Source organism: Alkalimarinus coralli (assembly GCF_023650515.1).
Classification (GTDB): domain Bacteria; phylum Pseudomonadota; class Gammaproteobacteria; order Pseudomonadales; family Oleiphilaceae; genus Alkalimarinus; species Alkalimarinus coralli.
Genome location: NZ_CP096016.1, coordinates 375626 through 389117 on the forward strand (window position 1 = coordinate 375626; position 13492 = coordinate 389117).

The 13492-nt window shown below is 44.2% G+C and carries 9 protein-coding genes; 1 reads left to right on the forward strand and 8 read right to left on the reverse strand.

The annotated features are described in order from the left end of the window. Genes MY523_RS01635 through MY523_RS01670 form a run of 8 tightly spaced genes read right to left on the reverse strand, consistent with a single transcriptional unit; the run spans position 1 to position 12797 of the window. The gene (locus MY523_RS01635) at positions 1-855 is read right to left on the reverse strand and encodes a restriction endonuclease (protein WP_250657071.1); all 855 of its coding nucleotides are present in this window, start codon (positions 853-855) and stop codon (positions 1-3) included. Then, on the reverse strand, positions 855-1982 hold the full coding sequence (mcrC, locus tag MY523_RS01640; protein ID WP_256470512.1) for a 5-methylcytosine-specific restriction endonuclease system specificity protein McrC: 1128 nt from the start codon (positions 1980-1982) through the stop codon (positions 855-857). Before mcrC ends, MY523_RS01635 begins: the two co-directional genes overlap by 1 nt. Beyond that, positions 1982-4441 carry an McrB family protein gene (locus tag MY523_RS01645; protein ID WP_250657073.1) on the reverse strand — a complete coding sequence of 820 codons (2460 nt, stop codon included), beginning with the start codon at positions 4439-4441 and terminating at the stop codon, positions 1982-1984. The genes mcrC and MY523_RS01645 overlap by 1 nt, the downstream gene beginning before the upstream one ends. 60 nt (positions 4442-4501) lie before the next feature. Then, on the reverse strand, positions 4502-7726 hold the full coding sequence (locus tag MY523_RS01650) for a type I restriction endonuclease subunit R (protein WP_250657074.1): 3225 nt from the start codon (positions 7724-7726) through the stop codon (positions 4502-4504). After that, positions 7723-8739 carry an SIR2 family protein gene (locus MY523_RS01655; protein ID WP_250657075.1) on the reverse strand — a complete coding sequence of 339 codons (1017 nt, stop codon included), beginning with the start codon at positions 8737-8739 and terminating at the stop codon, positions 7723-7725. The genes MY523_RS01650 and MY523_RS01655 overlap by 4 nt, the downstream gene beginning before the upstream one ends. Positions 8740-8741: 2 nt before the next feature. Further along, on the reverse strand, positions 8742-10154 hold the full coding sequence (locus MY523_RS01660) for a restriction endonuclease subunit S (RefSeq protein ID WP_250657076.1): 1413 nt from the start codon (positions 10152-10154) through the stop codon (positions 8742-8744). Further along, positions 10144-11892 (reverse strand): type I restriction-modification system subunit M, encoded by a 1749-nt coding sequence (locus tag MY523_RS01665; protein WP_250657077.1) that lies wholly within the window; start codon positions 11890-11892, stop codon positions 10144-10146. The genes MY523_RS01660 and MY523_RS01665 overlap by 11 nt, the downstream gene beginning before the upstream one ends. A 23-nt stretch (positions 11893-11915) precedes the next feature. Next, positions 11916-12797, reverse strand: coding sequence for a helix-turn-helix transcriptional regulator (locus tag MY523_RS01670; RefSeq protein WP_250657078.1), 882 nt, complete (start codon positions 12795-12797; stop codon positions 11916-11918). 340 nt (positions 12798-13137) lie between these two features. Between MY523_RS01670 and MY523_RS01675 the strand changes: the two genes are divergently transcribed. Further along, complete coding sequence (locus MY523_RS01675; protein WP_250657079.1) at positions 13138-13329, forward strand: hypothetical protein; 192 nt, start codon at positions 13138-13140, stop codon at positions 13327-13329. Positions 13330-13492 lie beyond the last annotated feature (163 nt).

A 13492-nucleotide genomic window follows, 5' to 3' on the forward strand; every position in this document is an offset into this window, starting at 1 on the left:
TTACAAGGTTAAAAACCAGTCAGGCTCGACGGTAACTTTTTCAACGAGTTCTGTTTTGATTCCAAGTGAAAGCTCTTTCAGTTTGTCAGCTAGCTGGTCTCCATCGACCAAATCAATAGGAGCCGCGCCATCTCTGTTTGCTTCTTCAATCGCGGCTTTAGTAAAACTGCCTGTCGTAATGAACATGCCCCGGTCCGCCCGGCCAACTGTAGCGCCTCTAAAATCACGTATTTCTGGGGCACCAACAGAGCCTTTGTATTTCTTGCACTGGAAGGCGATATGAAAGCTCATCAATCCATTTATACGGGCTATACCTTTTCCATCAATGCCTCCATCACCCGTCCTGCCGGTCACTTCCACATGAACAAAGCCAGACTCACGTAACAATCTTTGAGTGAGTCGCTCAAATGCGTCGGGGCTCATTTCCTCAATCAAAACATGATGCAACTTCTCTCGCCAGGCAAGTGCTTCTTCAGGAGAATCGTCAACTGACGAAGATGGGTCGCTGGGGTCTACAGTTTTGTCACTAGTCTTCTTGTCCATCGAACGGACAAAGTTAACGATATCTCGGCTATCAATTTCCGGGGCTTGCTTGGCCTTATCAGTTAACGCCCATACACCACGAGAAGAGTTTTCCAGATAGCCTGCTTTTTTAAGGTAGGTTCTGGCCCAAGCTAATCGATAGCCAATCTCTGTTTGGCTGCTTTTTTCGGGGTTGTGCAGAACTGCTAGCGTTTCTTCATCAAACTTTTCAAGCTCGACAACTTCTTCGTATATTTCGTCGATGCTGCCTGAGCCTCCAAGGTTTACTAATGCCTTTAATAGCGGCAGCATAAGTTGATCGAATGTGACCATTATTTTTTCTCCTGGAAACTCTTTTGTAAAAGAACAAGTAGGCGTTCTCTGATTGATATAGCTGACTCACCTAAATTAACAGTGCAAAACCATATTGGGTGGCCTTGAATTGTTACCATCTCAGCGACTTCTTTATCTACTGTCGGGTGAAGTAACATGCCAATGCTTTCAAGTGATTTGGGGTCCGAAGTGTCTTCCTGGCTTCTAAGGTAAGTATACATTTGGTAGATATAACCACTGCGAAGAGTCTCTTCCCTATGCCAACCTTTGGCGGTCACTGAATTGAATTTTGTGTCGATTACCAAACGCTTATCTGATGAACGATTATCAATAATGATGTCTGTTTTCATGCTGGGAAGAATTTCATCGATCCCTGAACTTTTATCTGATATCTGCCAATCAAACTGTTTGCCAGCCAACACCCGCCACTCTTTTTTATCTAGTGCTACGGCATAAAAACCCGCTACAGCTTTTTCAAACAATTTTCTAAGCCACTCTTTTTGAGTGTCAGGAGCTGTTAGATGAAATTGACCGTCAAACTCTGTGGGTAAAGCGAGTGAAAAAGCCAAATCGGCTGCAGCAACCATCTTCTGATCGCTAATATCATGGCGACCAAATCTTTCCGACTTTCCGCTGTAATTTATTGGCTTTGCCTTGCTTACGCCTAGACGTTCTAAACTCAGCATTAAGGCTCGGCATTTATGCGCAAGAGTTGTTTTAATATTCAGCTTTGATAAACGTTCTAATGCAGATCTAACATAGCGATTACGCGGAGTATCTACCGTTAACTCATCAAAACGACAGCATACCTTTCCTTTTTCAAGTAGCCTTTGCCGCTCGGTGGTTAGGGTATCTATGCGTCCACGAACTCGACTGATTACAGCAACTTTCGATTCATACCCATAGCTTAAATTTCGCATCATACGCTCTTCAACTTGATGGCAGAGAATCTCGGCAACCAAATCGGCTATGTCTTCTGGGTTGTCTTCTACGTCGACTTTATTGGTGCCAAGGTGGCGATAAAGATCTGAAGCATAGAGCATTAACAACCACAGGTTGCGAACAGGAATCTTTCCTAATCGTCTCGACGATGTGGTTTGGGTTTGCGCTTCAATAACGGCAGACATTAGATGCCTTCAACCAAAGCGTCTTTGGATTTGATAGCGCGTTCTATATCGTCAAACCAGTATTCTTCAAGAAGCGGCCCAATTTCAGTTTCTACGACACCTTGAAACCATGCTGCAGCATCTTCAATCTTGGTATTTAACGGTGGTGTTACATAACTGTGGCCGATTTTAAACTGAGGACCCAAGTTACGATCTTTTGAGATCTCGTTATTTAGTGAGACTATGCGCTGCTCAATTAACTGCAAAAAATCGTTATCAATACCAGCCTTACTATGAACCCAGTTGCGCCATGCCTCACCGAGCGCTGGCTTAAGATCAAAAAATGCGAATCGGCGACGTAGCGCAAGGTCAACAAGTGCTAATGAACGGTCGGCAATATTCATAGTGCCTATAACATAAAGGTTAGCGGGAATATGGATTCTTTCGCCTTCAGCTCGACGATAACTAAGCTCTAAAGCTTCGCTTGGCGTACGCTTGTCAGCCTCTAATAATGTGAGCATTTCGCCAAAAATCTGAGCAGGGTTTCCTCTGTTAATTTCTTCGATAACGACAACGTGTTTGATGCTCGCATCTTTTTTGGCTTCATTAATCATTTCCAGAAATGGGCCATCAACGAGAGTTAGTTTTCCTTCGCCTGATGGTCTCCAACCACGCACAAAATCTTCATATGATAGATTGGGGTGAAACTGAACAGCACGCAGAGAGTTTTCGTCCTTTTGGCCCATTAACGCATATGCAAGTTTCTTTGCAAGCCATGTCTTACCAGTTCCCGGAGGGCCTTGGAGAATTAGGTTTTTCTTATGCCTAAGTTGAGTAATTATCTTTGCGATGCTGTCTCTTTCAAGAAAACAACCATCGGCAATGATGTCGTCAATTGTATAAGGTTCAATAGGCGCAGTCTGAACAGAAACTTCGTCTTCTTCTGCCGATAGCTCCTCATCATCAAGGTCAGTAGCATTCGGATGCGCGGATGTGTCGGTGTCCTTAAACAGCCAGGCCGACAGCGACAGTTCTGGAAAAGAGTGTACGGGGTAGGCGTCCTCTTGAAACCGTGTTTCTAGATCATCAATCAGGCCGAAGTAATCTTTCGAGCTACAGCGGCCTTTTTCGCCATTCTTGCCTATTTCTAAACCCAGCTTTTTAGTGATGTATGTCTGTGATTGGCCATCAAGTGTCAAATACTTCCATGGTCGAATCCAATAGAGGCCCATTGAAAGGTTCCAGCCGGTTCCCCAGCATGTAGTCGCCGTTTCATAAGCGTCGTACAGAGCCTCTGCGGTATCAGTTTCTGAGTTATTAGCGTGTTCTATGGCAGCCTCAAAAAGGTTCCATAATGTATCAATGTCGTGTTCACCCCGTCGGTATTTGTATCCAAAAAACCAAGAGCGCTGATTATTAACAACAGGGATACCTTCAAAGGAATTAGGCACTGGCGTTTCAACTTTCAAAAAAACAGCAAGCTCGTTTGCGATGGCTATTCGGTTAGCATCAGTAATGCCCCGGTTAAACAGGCCGAAGACGGTAAATGGGCAAATATCACTTAGCAATTCTTTTGTGCCTTCCTCAGGCTGATCTTGAAGGACAGAAATGCTTTCAATTTTGTTCGGTAAATCGTGGATGGCTGCCATTAAAGAAGCTCGATCATCCTTGTAAGCTAATAGCTTGTCGGCAAATTCCTCGTAAAATTGGGTCCACTTAAAACGCTGCTTGTCGACAGGGGTATCACCGAAGCGCTCTTTCCAATAGGGGGCATTGCGAAAACGATCTATATCCTGGGGTTTATTATTGAAAGTGAAGTCAATAAGGCCCTCTGTCATCCAATCATCAGGAGAAACGCGCCAAATCGTGCTGCGATTGGTATAGAAATACCATTCATTAACAGGCTCAAAGCGTGGTTGCCATTCAACGTCGACAAACCGGCCATCGCCATGATTACGGGTAATCACACCAATAGCTTTGATCCCCATTACTGAAACAGTCTGGCCTTTATTATCAAAAGGGAGCTCTCGCTTTCGTGTATATGACGATTTAATGGCAATCTTGTCGCCCGGCTGCATACTACGGACTACATCGAGATATTTATCTTCATAGCCATTTTGCCAAACGCCATCGTTGAGAAAACGTTCAGTTTGATCTTCACTACCTTTGCCGTAGGACGCTCCAACAAACCAAAATGACTTAGGGCTGCCTGCGGTACTTTTTGCCCTTGAGAGAACCTCCTCAAATACTTCATCGACAATAGGCAGTTGATGCTTATCCAGAATCGAGCGTAAGCGTATTTTTAACTCTGCATGAATGTTGCTCTTCACTTCCCAGTCGGTGTATTGGGATGCATCCGATACAGCAGCATTGATCTGCTCAATGATTTGTTCAGCCTTCGAATCATCTACACTAATCTTCTTACTGGAGATTTGGTTTAGAACAAAACTTCTCATGTCATATTTTGCTTCATTAATCATTTCTGGATACACCTGTCTTTAGTCACGCCCCAGTTTCTTTTATAAGAGCTCACTTTGTTATTATTTTGTCCAGGAATTGGACAGGGTTTCAGCTTGCTTTAATACAAGCTCTACCGCTTCAGCAGCCTTGTCAGGCGGGTACTTCCATCGCTGTAACGTGCGGCGAACGAGTATCTTTAATTTGGCTCTGACGCTGTCTCTAACTTGCCAGTCCACAGTCGTCGATCGTCTAAGCTTTTCGGTTATCTCGACAGCAATTTTCTTGAGTATTTCATCACCCAATTCGCGCACTGCGCTTTCGTTATTTGCTAGCGCATCGTAGAAGGCAATTTCATCTGGATTTAGCCCGAGGTTAGCTTCACGCTCCATTTCCTCTTGAAACTCTCTGGCCATTTGAATGAGCTCTTCAATAACCTGAGCCGTTTCAATAGCGCGGTTGTTATATTTTCGAAGTGTCTCCTGCAGTCTGTCTGCATATTTCTTTTCTTGAACTACGTTGTTTCTTGTTTTGGCTTTTATATCGTCTTTGAGGAGCTTCTCTAATAATTCAACCGCCAAGTTTTTCTCTGGCATCTGCCGAACATCTTCAAGAAATTCATCCGACAGCAAGCCGATATTTGGCTTTTCCAAACCACACAATGCAAATACATCCGCAACACCTTCTGCGATGACTGCATTGTCTAAAATTTGCTTTAATGCGGAGTTTTTCTCTTCTTGAGTCCGTTTTTTATCCACACTGGTGAACTTGCTGATCGCCGCTTTAATTGCCGAGTAGAAAGCAATTTCTTTGCGCAGATCTTTCGCTTCATCCAATGTGCTACAAAGCGAGTAAGCCTTGCTTGCGGCTAACACCAGATCAAGAAAGCGTTTTTTACCATCTTCCAATCCGAGTACATAGTTGGCAGCGGGCACTAGTATCTTATGCGCTTCTGATTCGAAGCCTGATATGTCTAGGCCATCTGATTTAGGTGTCTTGGCAAACATGCCTCGAATGGCATCGAGTTTTTCAAGAAGAATCGCAAAGGCTTCTTCAGCATTAAGTGTGGGTTCGCCTTTACCTTTGGAATCGGTATAAGTTTTCAGGGCCTGTTTAAGCTCATTGGCAATGCCGATGTAATCAACCACCAAGCCGCCAGGCTTGTTCTTGAACACCCGGTTAACACGGGCAATGGCCTGCATCAGGTTATGGCCCTTCATGGGCTTGTCGATATACATGGTGTGGCAGCAAGGGGCATCAAAACCGGTAAGCCACATATCGCGCACAATCACCAGCTTTAGCGGGTCGTTCACGTCTTTAAAGCGCTTCTCCAAGCGTTTTTTTGTTTTCTTGTTGTAGATGTGCGGCTGCAATAAGGGCTTGTCAGAGGCGCTACCTGTCATCACAATTTTGATGGCGCCTTTTTCTGGGTCGTCTGAATGCCACTGGGGCCGAAGGTCTACAATCTCGTTGTATAGATGCGCGCAAATATCACGGCTCATACCCACAATCATGGCTTTGCCATCCATGCTGGCATTGCGGGTTTCAAAGTGCTCAACAATGTCGGCGGCAATTTGTTGTAAGCGCGGGGTGGCACCTACCAGCTTTTCAAGCCGGCTCCACTCGCCTTTGGTTTTCTCGCGCGAACTTACGTCTTCTTCGTCTTCTACTACTTCATCCACTTGGTCAGACAAAGCAGCGATTTCATCGTGGTTTAAATCTAGCTTGGCCAGGCGCGATTCATAATAAATAGGTACCGTTGCACCATCGTCCACCGCATCTTGAATATCGTAAATAGATACATAACCACCAAACACGGCGCGGGTGTCTTTATCTTCTTGCGATATGGGGGTGCCGGTAAAGCCAATAAACGAGGCAAAGGGCAAGGCATCGCGCATGTGTTTGGCATAGCCAAATTTATACTCGCCGGTGTCTTTGTTTAACTGGGCTTTTAAACCGTATTGGCTGCGGTGTGCCTCATCCGACACCACTACAATATTGTGTCGGTCATTCAAAATTGGGTGGTGGCTTTCATCGTCCAGCAGCGCAAATTTTTGCACCGTGGTAAAAATAATACCGCCCGATTCACGCTCGGCCAGTAACTGCCTTAGCTCATCGCGGTTGCCCGCCTTTACCGGGGTTTGTTTCAGCAGTTCAACCGCATTGCTGAAGGTTTCAAACAATTGGCCGTCCAGGTCGTTGCGGTCAGTTACCACAATAAGGGTTGGGTTGTTCATGGCCGGCTGTTGCAGCAATTTACCCGCATAGCAACACATCGAAATGCTTTTACCGCTGCCCTGGGTGTGCCACACCACACCGGCTTTTTTGCTGCCGGGCACCACCTCATCGCCATAGTTCGCGCGTTTTTCGCTGATGCCGCCGATATTCTGTGCCGCAATCACTGTGGCTTTTACTGCTTCTCGCACGGCATGAAACTGATGATAGCCCGCAATTTTTTTGATAATTGCTTCGCCATCGGTTTCAAACAACACAAAAAAGCGTATGTAATCCAGCAGCAACTCTCTGTCAAAAAAACCGCGCACCATGGTTTCTAGCTGCCATTCAAGCAAAGGCTTGTCATCTTCATGCTTAATAGTACGCCACGGCATAAAGCGCTCTTGGTTGGCGGTTAGCGAGCCCACTCTGGCGGTGTAGCCATCACTGACGACTAATGCCTCGTTAAAAATAAACAGGTCTGCGATTTCGTCTTTGTAGGTTTGTAATTGGTTGAAGGCATCCCAAATGTCGGCGTTTTCATCGCTGGGGCTTTTGAGTTCCAGCACGGCAATGGGCAAGCCGTTGATAAAACAAATAACGTCAGGTCGGCGCGGCTGTTTGGTGCCCGAAATGGTAAATTGGTTGACGACCGAAAACTGGTTGTTTGCGAGATTTTCAAAGTCGATTAGAAATGCGTGATCCGAAACTGGCTCTCCACCCGTTGAAGACTCTCCATCGTCTTGTTTAAATTCAACGGGGACGCCTTCAAGCAATAGCCGATGAAAGGCTCGATTATTAGTAATCAGATCCAAGCTTTCGGGCTTAAGGGCTATAGTTTTCAACTGCTCATAGCAGCTGTCAATTTGGTCTGCAGGGATATGTTTGTTTATTCGCTTAAATGCATCAAGCAATTGGCCATCCAGCACTACTTGCGCATAATCCGAGCGCATCGGTGTTGCGCTACACCCCAGGGTGCCCTCTCTGGCTTCGCCATTCACCTTGTCGGGTGCAATGTCGGGCCCATGCAGTACATCCCAGCCGCCTTCTCGAAACCAGTCTAAGCAGAGGTTTTCTAATTGTTCTTCGTTCATTGATTTACTCCCTCTGTTAGCTTTTCCAATAAGGCTTCAATTGATTCGTCATGATCTTCGGTATACCAAATAGGATAGATATTGGCCGCCGCTAATTGATCTCTTCTCGCAAGCCTGTCTTCACCTTCATTGAGCTTTAAAAATGCATAGTGACGCGGAACATTTTCATGTCCTTTGCGATCGACAATACGGCTTAAACATTGAATAGTCCGATCAATGGTCAGGCTACAACCCAAAAACAACAGCGTACGATTGCTAATTGCCTCTATTACCGCTTCTAATGCCTGATCATCTTGGTAGTGGTTGTCGTACTCGTTTTTGGTAAGTATGCGGTTACGAGAGGAACCTGCTTTGCCATGCAGCTTGACCAATACCCGCTTGTTTTCTCCTAAAGCTCTTGGAAGTTCTTCAGCCGCAGGGCCGAGTAACTCTTCTTCAAAATTGAAGTTAGCGTTCTCGTAGCACCGGGTGAGCACATTATCAAAATTTGTTGTTACCACTGCTTGTTTAAATATCAGTGGCAAACGCTGCACCACGCCCCAAATCTCTTGATTAGCACCAAATGCATTTTCAACATACTCAAGAAAGCAGCCTGCAGGTAAAGCGTCGCTGAGCATTTGCGCTGCTTCTTCATATTGGCCATCTTCGATTGTTGAGTTAAAAGCATCTTTATTGACAGTTGTTTCATCAAGAACTTGATACAGAAATTTTGTCCAGCCAGGGTAGTCACTTGGCATGGACATACCTGCACCGACAAAAGGGATAATCGCGCCCCGAGCATATATTTCTTTAAGCTTATTAAATCGACGTTGATTGTCGTACAGACCTAATATTTCATCTGCACGATTGATGTTTTCTTCCTGCCTCTGTTGTAACCAATCAACAAACGCTTCTTGATAACCTTTTTCTTCAAGGCTTATTAGGATCCTATCTCGACGAAAGGTATTACCTGCAATCTCTACATCTCCTTCTTCATTGAGGTACTCGTGAAATTGTGGGGTCAAGTATTCCATATCTACCCCCTTTCAAGTTCACCGGATATAAGTTTAGGTAATAGTGTGTCGCGCATCCCTTGAAGGGTTAGGTTTTCAGAAATGTTATTCCCTTTTCTCTCTGCTAATGGTGAAAGCAATCTTTCAAACTCTTGAAATAAACTCCCACCATCGTCTGGGCAAAGAACTGGCATATCCTTTATCTGCTTTCCACTTATGTGAGGAATTGATGTTCCAGTCTTTACATTATCGACATATCGCTTAAAACTATTCCCACCGACTATAACTTCGAGCATCGAACTCCCAATCTGGCCATTTTCTCTTAACCGAGCAACTCGTTGAACTAATAGGCAAGGTAAATCTGAGCTATTGACTCTCACCCAGTTTTTACCAACTTTAGAACCATCCATTCCAATAAGAATATCTCCAGATTTGAGCTGGTATTTTTCTATTTCGGCTGATATGGAAGGCCAGAATCTAGACTTATCCCCCCAATAGAACTTGCCTTCCTTAACATTGTCCCCTCGTGCCAGCCTCACACCACTGTCCGAAAACTGCTTGCTTTTAAAAGCGAAACCAGTCATGAAATCTATTAGGCTTCCAAGCGGTTTCTCAGTCCAACCTTTCGGAATATCCCCAAGCTCTGATTCCTGCATCGCTGATGGAAAGAGCGCAGCGGTTTGAGCTAGTTGCTCATAGGCATCAGGTTTTGATTGCTTTAACTCAGCTAATTGTTCGGAGCTTTTGGCTGCAATCATGCTCATTGCGGCAAGCTCTGCTTCTTCAGCTGTTCCGCCAGCCTCTAGAACCGCAATTTTTTCTTTGATCGGATCAAAGTCGACAAACCAACTTTTAAACAATGCTTGGGCGATTTGTTCTAGTGTTTGGTTGGTTTCTGAGTTGATGTCTATTTTATTCTCTAATGCTTCTAATTTATCGGCTATCTCGATTTGTTGCTCAATAGGAGGTTTTACCACATCAAGGTTTTCAATCATTCCTTTTGTTAGTGCATTTCTTGTTGCGCCAACTGCTGCTATGGAAAGTAAGATGTTTTGATAGGCTGGAGAAGCTAGTAGGTATCTAATAAACCTTGAGTCAAATTCCTTTTCGTCCGGACGTATAATAGCAACATGCTGATTGACCCTAGCTGGCAAGAAGTTTGACTTTGCGAGGCAAACTCGAGCGACAGAATCACCAGTAATATTCAGGAGAACATCATTCTCTTCTACGGTAACATTTTTAAGCTTCTTTGCTGCCTCTTCATCGATATAAACTAGCCCATTGGGGTTGAATCCCTCGTTGTATACGTTCTGGCTTCTTATTAGGCAGATTTCACCTTCATCCATGTAGACGCTTGCTCCACCTCTTGGAGTTGCTCCACTGCCTATCTTATTGCAATAGTCACCAAGTTTTACTGTTGGCCAATTACAGCTCATAACCAATCCCCGCTAAATTGTCCTTAATCGATTTTTCTAATCGATCGGATTCTTCAAACTGGGACTTAAGTAGCGCTGTCAAACGCTGCATTTTTTCTGGGAATGGCTCATCGTCTGTGTCGATATCGGCTGCTCCCACATATCGACCCGGTGTTAATACAAAGTCGTGTTTTTTAAGGTCATCAATTGATGCGGAATAACAGAAGCCTTTAATGTCTTCGTAATTCTCACCTTTTTGCCAGGCATGGAATGTGTCAGCAATTTTGGCAATGTCTTCGTCTGTAAAGTCTCTCAAGACACGATCTTTTAAGAAGCCTAGGTTTCTAGCATCGATAAATAAGGTTTCGCCGCGACGGTCGCGTTTGCCATTGCCGCCTTTTTTGTTTTTAGTTAAGAACCAAATACAGGCTGGAATTTGAGTGTTGGTAAATAGCTGTCCGGGTAAAGCCACCATACATTCAATAAGATCACCGGGGACGCTATTTTCTGTATTACCTAGAATTAGAGACTTTCTGATTTCACCCTCATTGTTGGTATTTGAACTCATGGAGCCATTCGCCAACAATAAGCCCATCGAGCCGTTATCGTTAAGGTGATGCAGCATATGCTGGATCCAACCGTAGTTGGCGTTTCCAGCAGGAGGTGTACCGTATTTCCAGCGTACATCCTCCTCTAGTTTTGCATGCCACCAGTCTTTGATATTGAAAGGTGGGTTGGCCATTACGTAGTCAGCACGCAGGTCTGGATGCTGATCATCCAAGAAAGTATCCGCATTCTTTTTGCCAAAATTAAAATCAATGCCGCGAATAGCCATATTCATCGCAGCTAGCTTCCAGGTTGTTGGGTTGCTCTCCTGGCCATATACAGAAATATGCTTGCGTTGTTCGGCTGCGTTATAGTGCTTTTCAGCGGCATGGGCTTCGATAAATTTATCGTTGCTGACAAAAAATCCACCGGCTCCCATGGCGGGGTCATACACGCGACCTTGATAGGGCTCTAGCATTTCAACAATGAGCGTAACAATGCTTTTTGGGGTGTAGTATTGGCCGCCTTGCTTGCCTTCTGCTAATGCGAATTGCCCAAGGAAGTACTCGTACACATGACCAAGAATATCTTTGCTATGAAGGTCTAGCTTTTGCCCCTTATATTCTGGATTGCGGAAACTGGTATCTGAGAACTTATTGATAAGCTCAGTTAAGTTGTGGTTGTCTACTTCATAGCGCCCAACCCTCGGTAAAACACCTTTTAGCTTCGGGTTGGCGAGCTTGTCATCAATCTTGTAGGTTTCGATGGATTCTAGGGCGTTGTCTATCAGCTTTGAGATAGAGGTGAGTTTGAATTTATCACCGCTTTCTAGTTCAATTTCAGTGCCGATTGGAAGCGCAGCAGAGCTTTTTAAAAACTCCCAACGCGCTTGCTTGGGTACCCAAAAAACATTTTTTTCTTGGTAGTATTCGTGTAATTCAAGTTCGGTATTTACCGCTTTGTTATACTCTTCGTCAGACTCGTAATCTTCGCGTGGCATGTAGTAGATGTTGTCGTCGCTGTTGTCCTCAGTGAAAAGCTGGCTAAGTTCTTGCTGGCGCTCCTCAAATGCATCGGATACATATTTCAAGAAGATAAGGCCTAGTACAACATGTTTATAGTTTGCTGCATCTAAGGCGTTACGAAGTTTATCTGCTGAAGCCCATAGCTTAATATCAAGATCTCGTAAAAACTGTTGATCTGCGTTGTTCATTGTGAATTTCAATCCTTGTTTCGTTAATTCTTTTGATATCCTGGAGCGATCTCGAGATTCGATACTCCATATAATGTTTGAGTGTTCTTTAACCAGAGGTGAGTTTCTGGCGAGTTAAGGGAATGGTCCTCGGTACAGTCTACATTCCACTTTCTTAATACATAGCCCGCAACAGCGGCGCGTACCTGAATGTTTAATACACCGCCTGTCATCGCATATTCTGTTTCGATTGTTTTCGGGTGTTTTAAGTTTGGATGTGGCACTAGATGCATTTCCACGATTCGGTTCCACTGAATATCTGCTTCGCGCGTTTGTTCCTTGGGTATGTCATCGCTCAAGCGTTTTGGCTTTGATACTCGGTTTAAGACGAAATCTCTAAAACTTTCTGACTTTCTATCAAACGCACGGATGTGCCAACGTAAGCCGTTATCGACTAGTGCGAAGGGAACGATCTCTCTTTTAGTCAAACCACTTGATAGAGAACGATATTCAATCTTTAATGCCTTTTCTTGGAATATAGCCTTAGTGATTTCGGCGAGTACATCTAAATTCGGTGTATTTAGAGCTGAAGGTATATCCGTCTCAATCAATGAGGAGGGTTGGCTAACTGAATCATCGCCCAGACCTTGGCTTAGTGCACATAGAGCTTGAGTACCACTGCATTCAAATAGGGGCTTGTACTTATCTGCTTGAAAATAGGTTTTAGCTTTGGTGTCGTAGGTCAGGTTGTTTGGCGCAAGTTCTTTGTATAAGGCAATATCGCGGGTTGCCGCAGCTTGCTTGATACCAAAGCGCGTCACAAGGTCGTTACGATTGATCAGCCCCAGAAAGCGGAGCTTGAAGTCGATATGAAACAGTCGCTCTTTCTGCGATTGACTGAGTTCTTCTAAAGAAGATTGAGGCATACAGACCGATCCTTTTTGTTCTTGGTTTTATTCTAATCTTTGAAGCGACTCGAGATTTAATCTGCCTATGTTATGTAGGGATAATAAAGTAGGTTTATATTATGGTCAATAGTATTTGTTGTTATCATCAAAATGATTAGCATTTGTTTTGGGAGGGAGTATGAGTTTTATAAAAATTGGACGAGAGGAATTGTATGAAAAGGTGTGGTCACAGCCGAGGCGTTCACGGTATACCTGGTAAATCTTGTACCTTGTTGTAGTAATATGGTCAGTTTATACTCAGACCATAAGTTTTGTATACGTGTTGGTTATGATTCAAAACATTAAGGGCACAAGTACTATGTCAAATCTATCACCGGAAGAAATCAAGCAGTTTGAAATGAGGCAGAAAATTCATACTCAGCAGCTTGAACTGATGGCGAAGCTAACCGAGGATACGTTAAAAATTTCTATTAGAAATCCTTATGTGGATTTGGTGGTTGGAATAAGTTTTGCGCTAATTTTTATAGCGGTAGGAAAGTACCTTCTCTGAAAGTTGATTATGGAGTCAGCCGTATCGGAGTCAGATATATCGGCTCGAACCAGACCATACAGTCTTGAATTTAGCTTCAGACGTCACCAAAGTCATTGAAGCTACGGACCGTTATATCGACAACATCTCTATCAGCACACTTGGATTTTGTATAACTATTCGG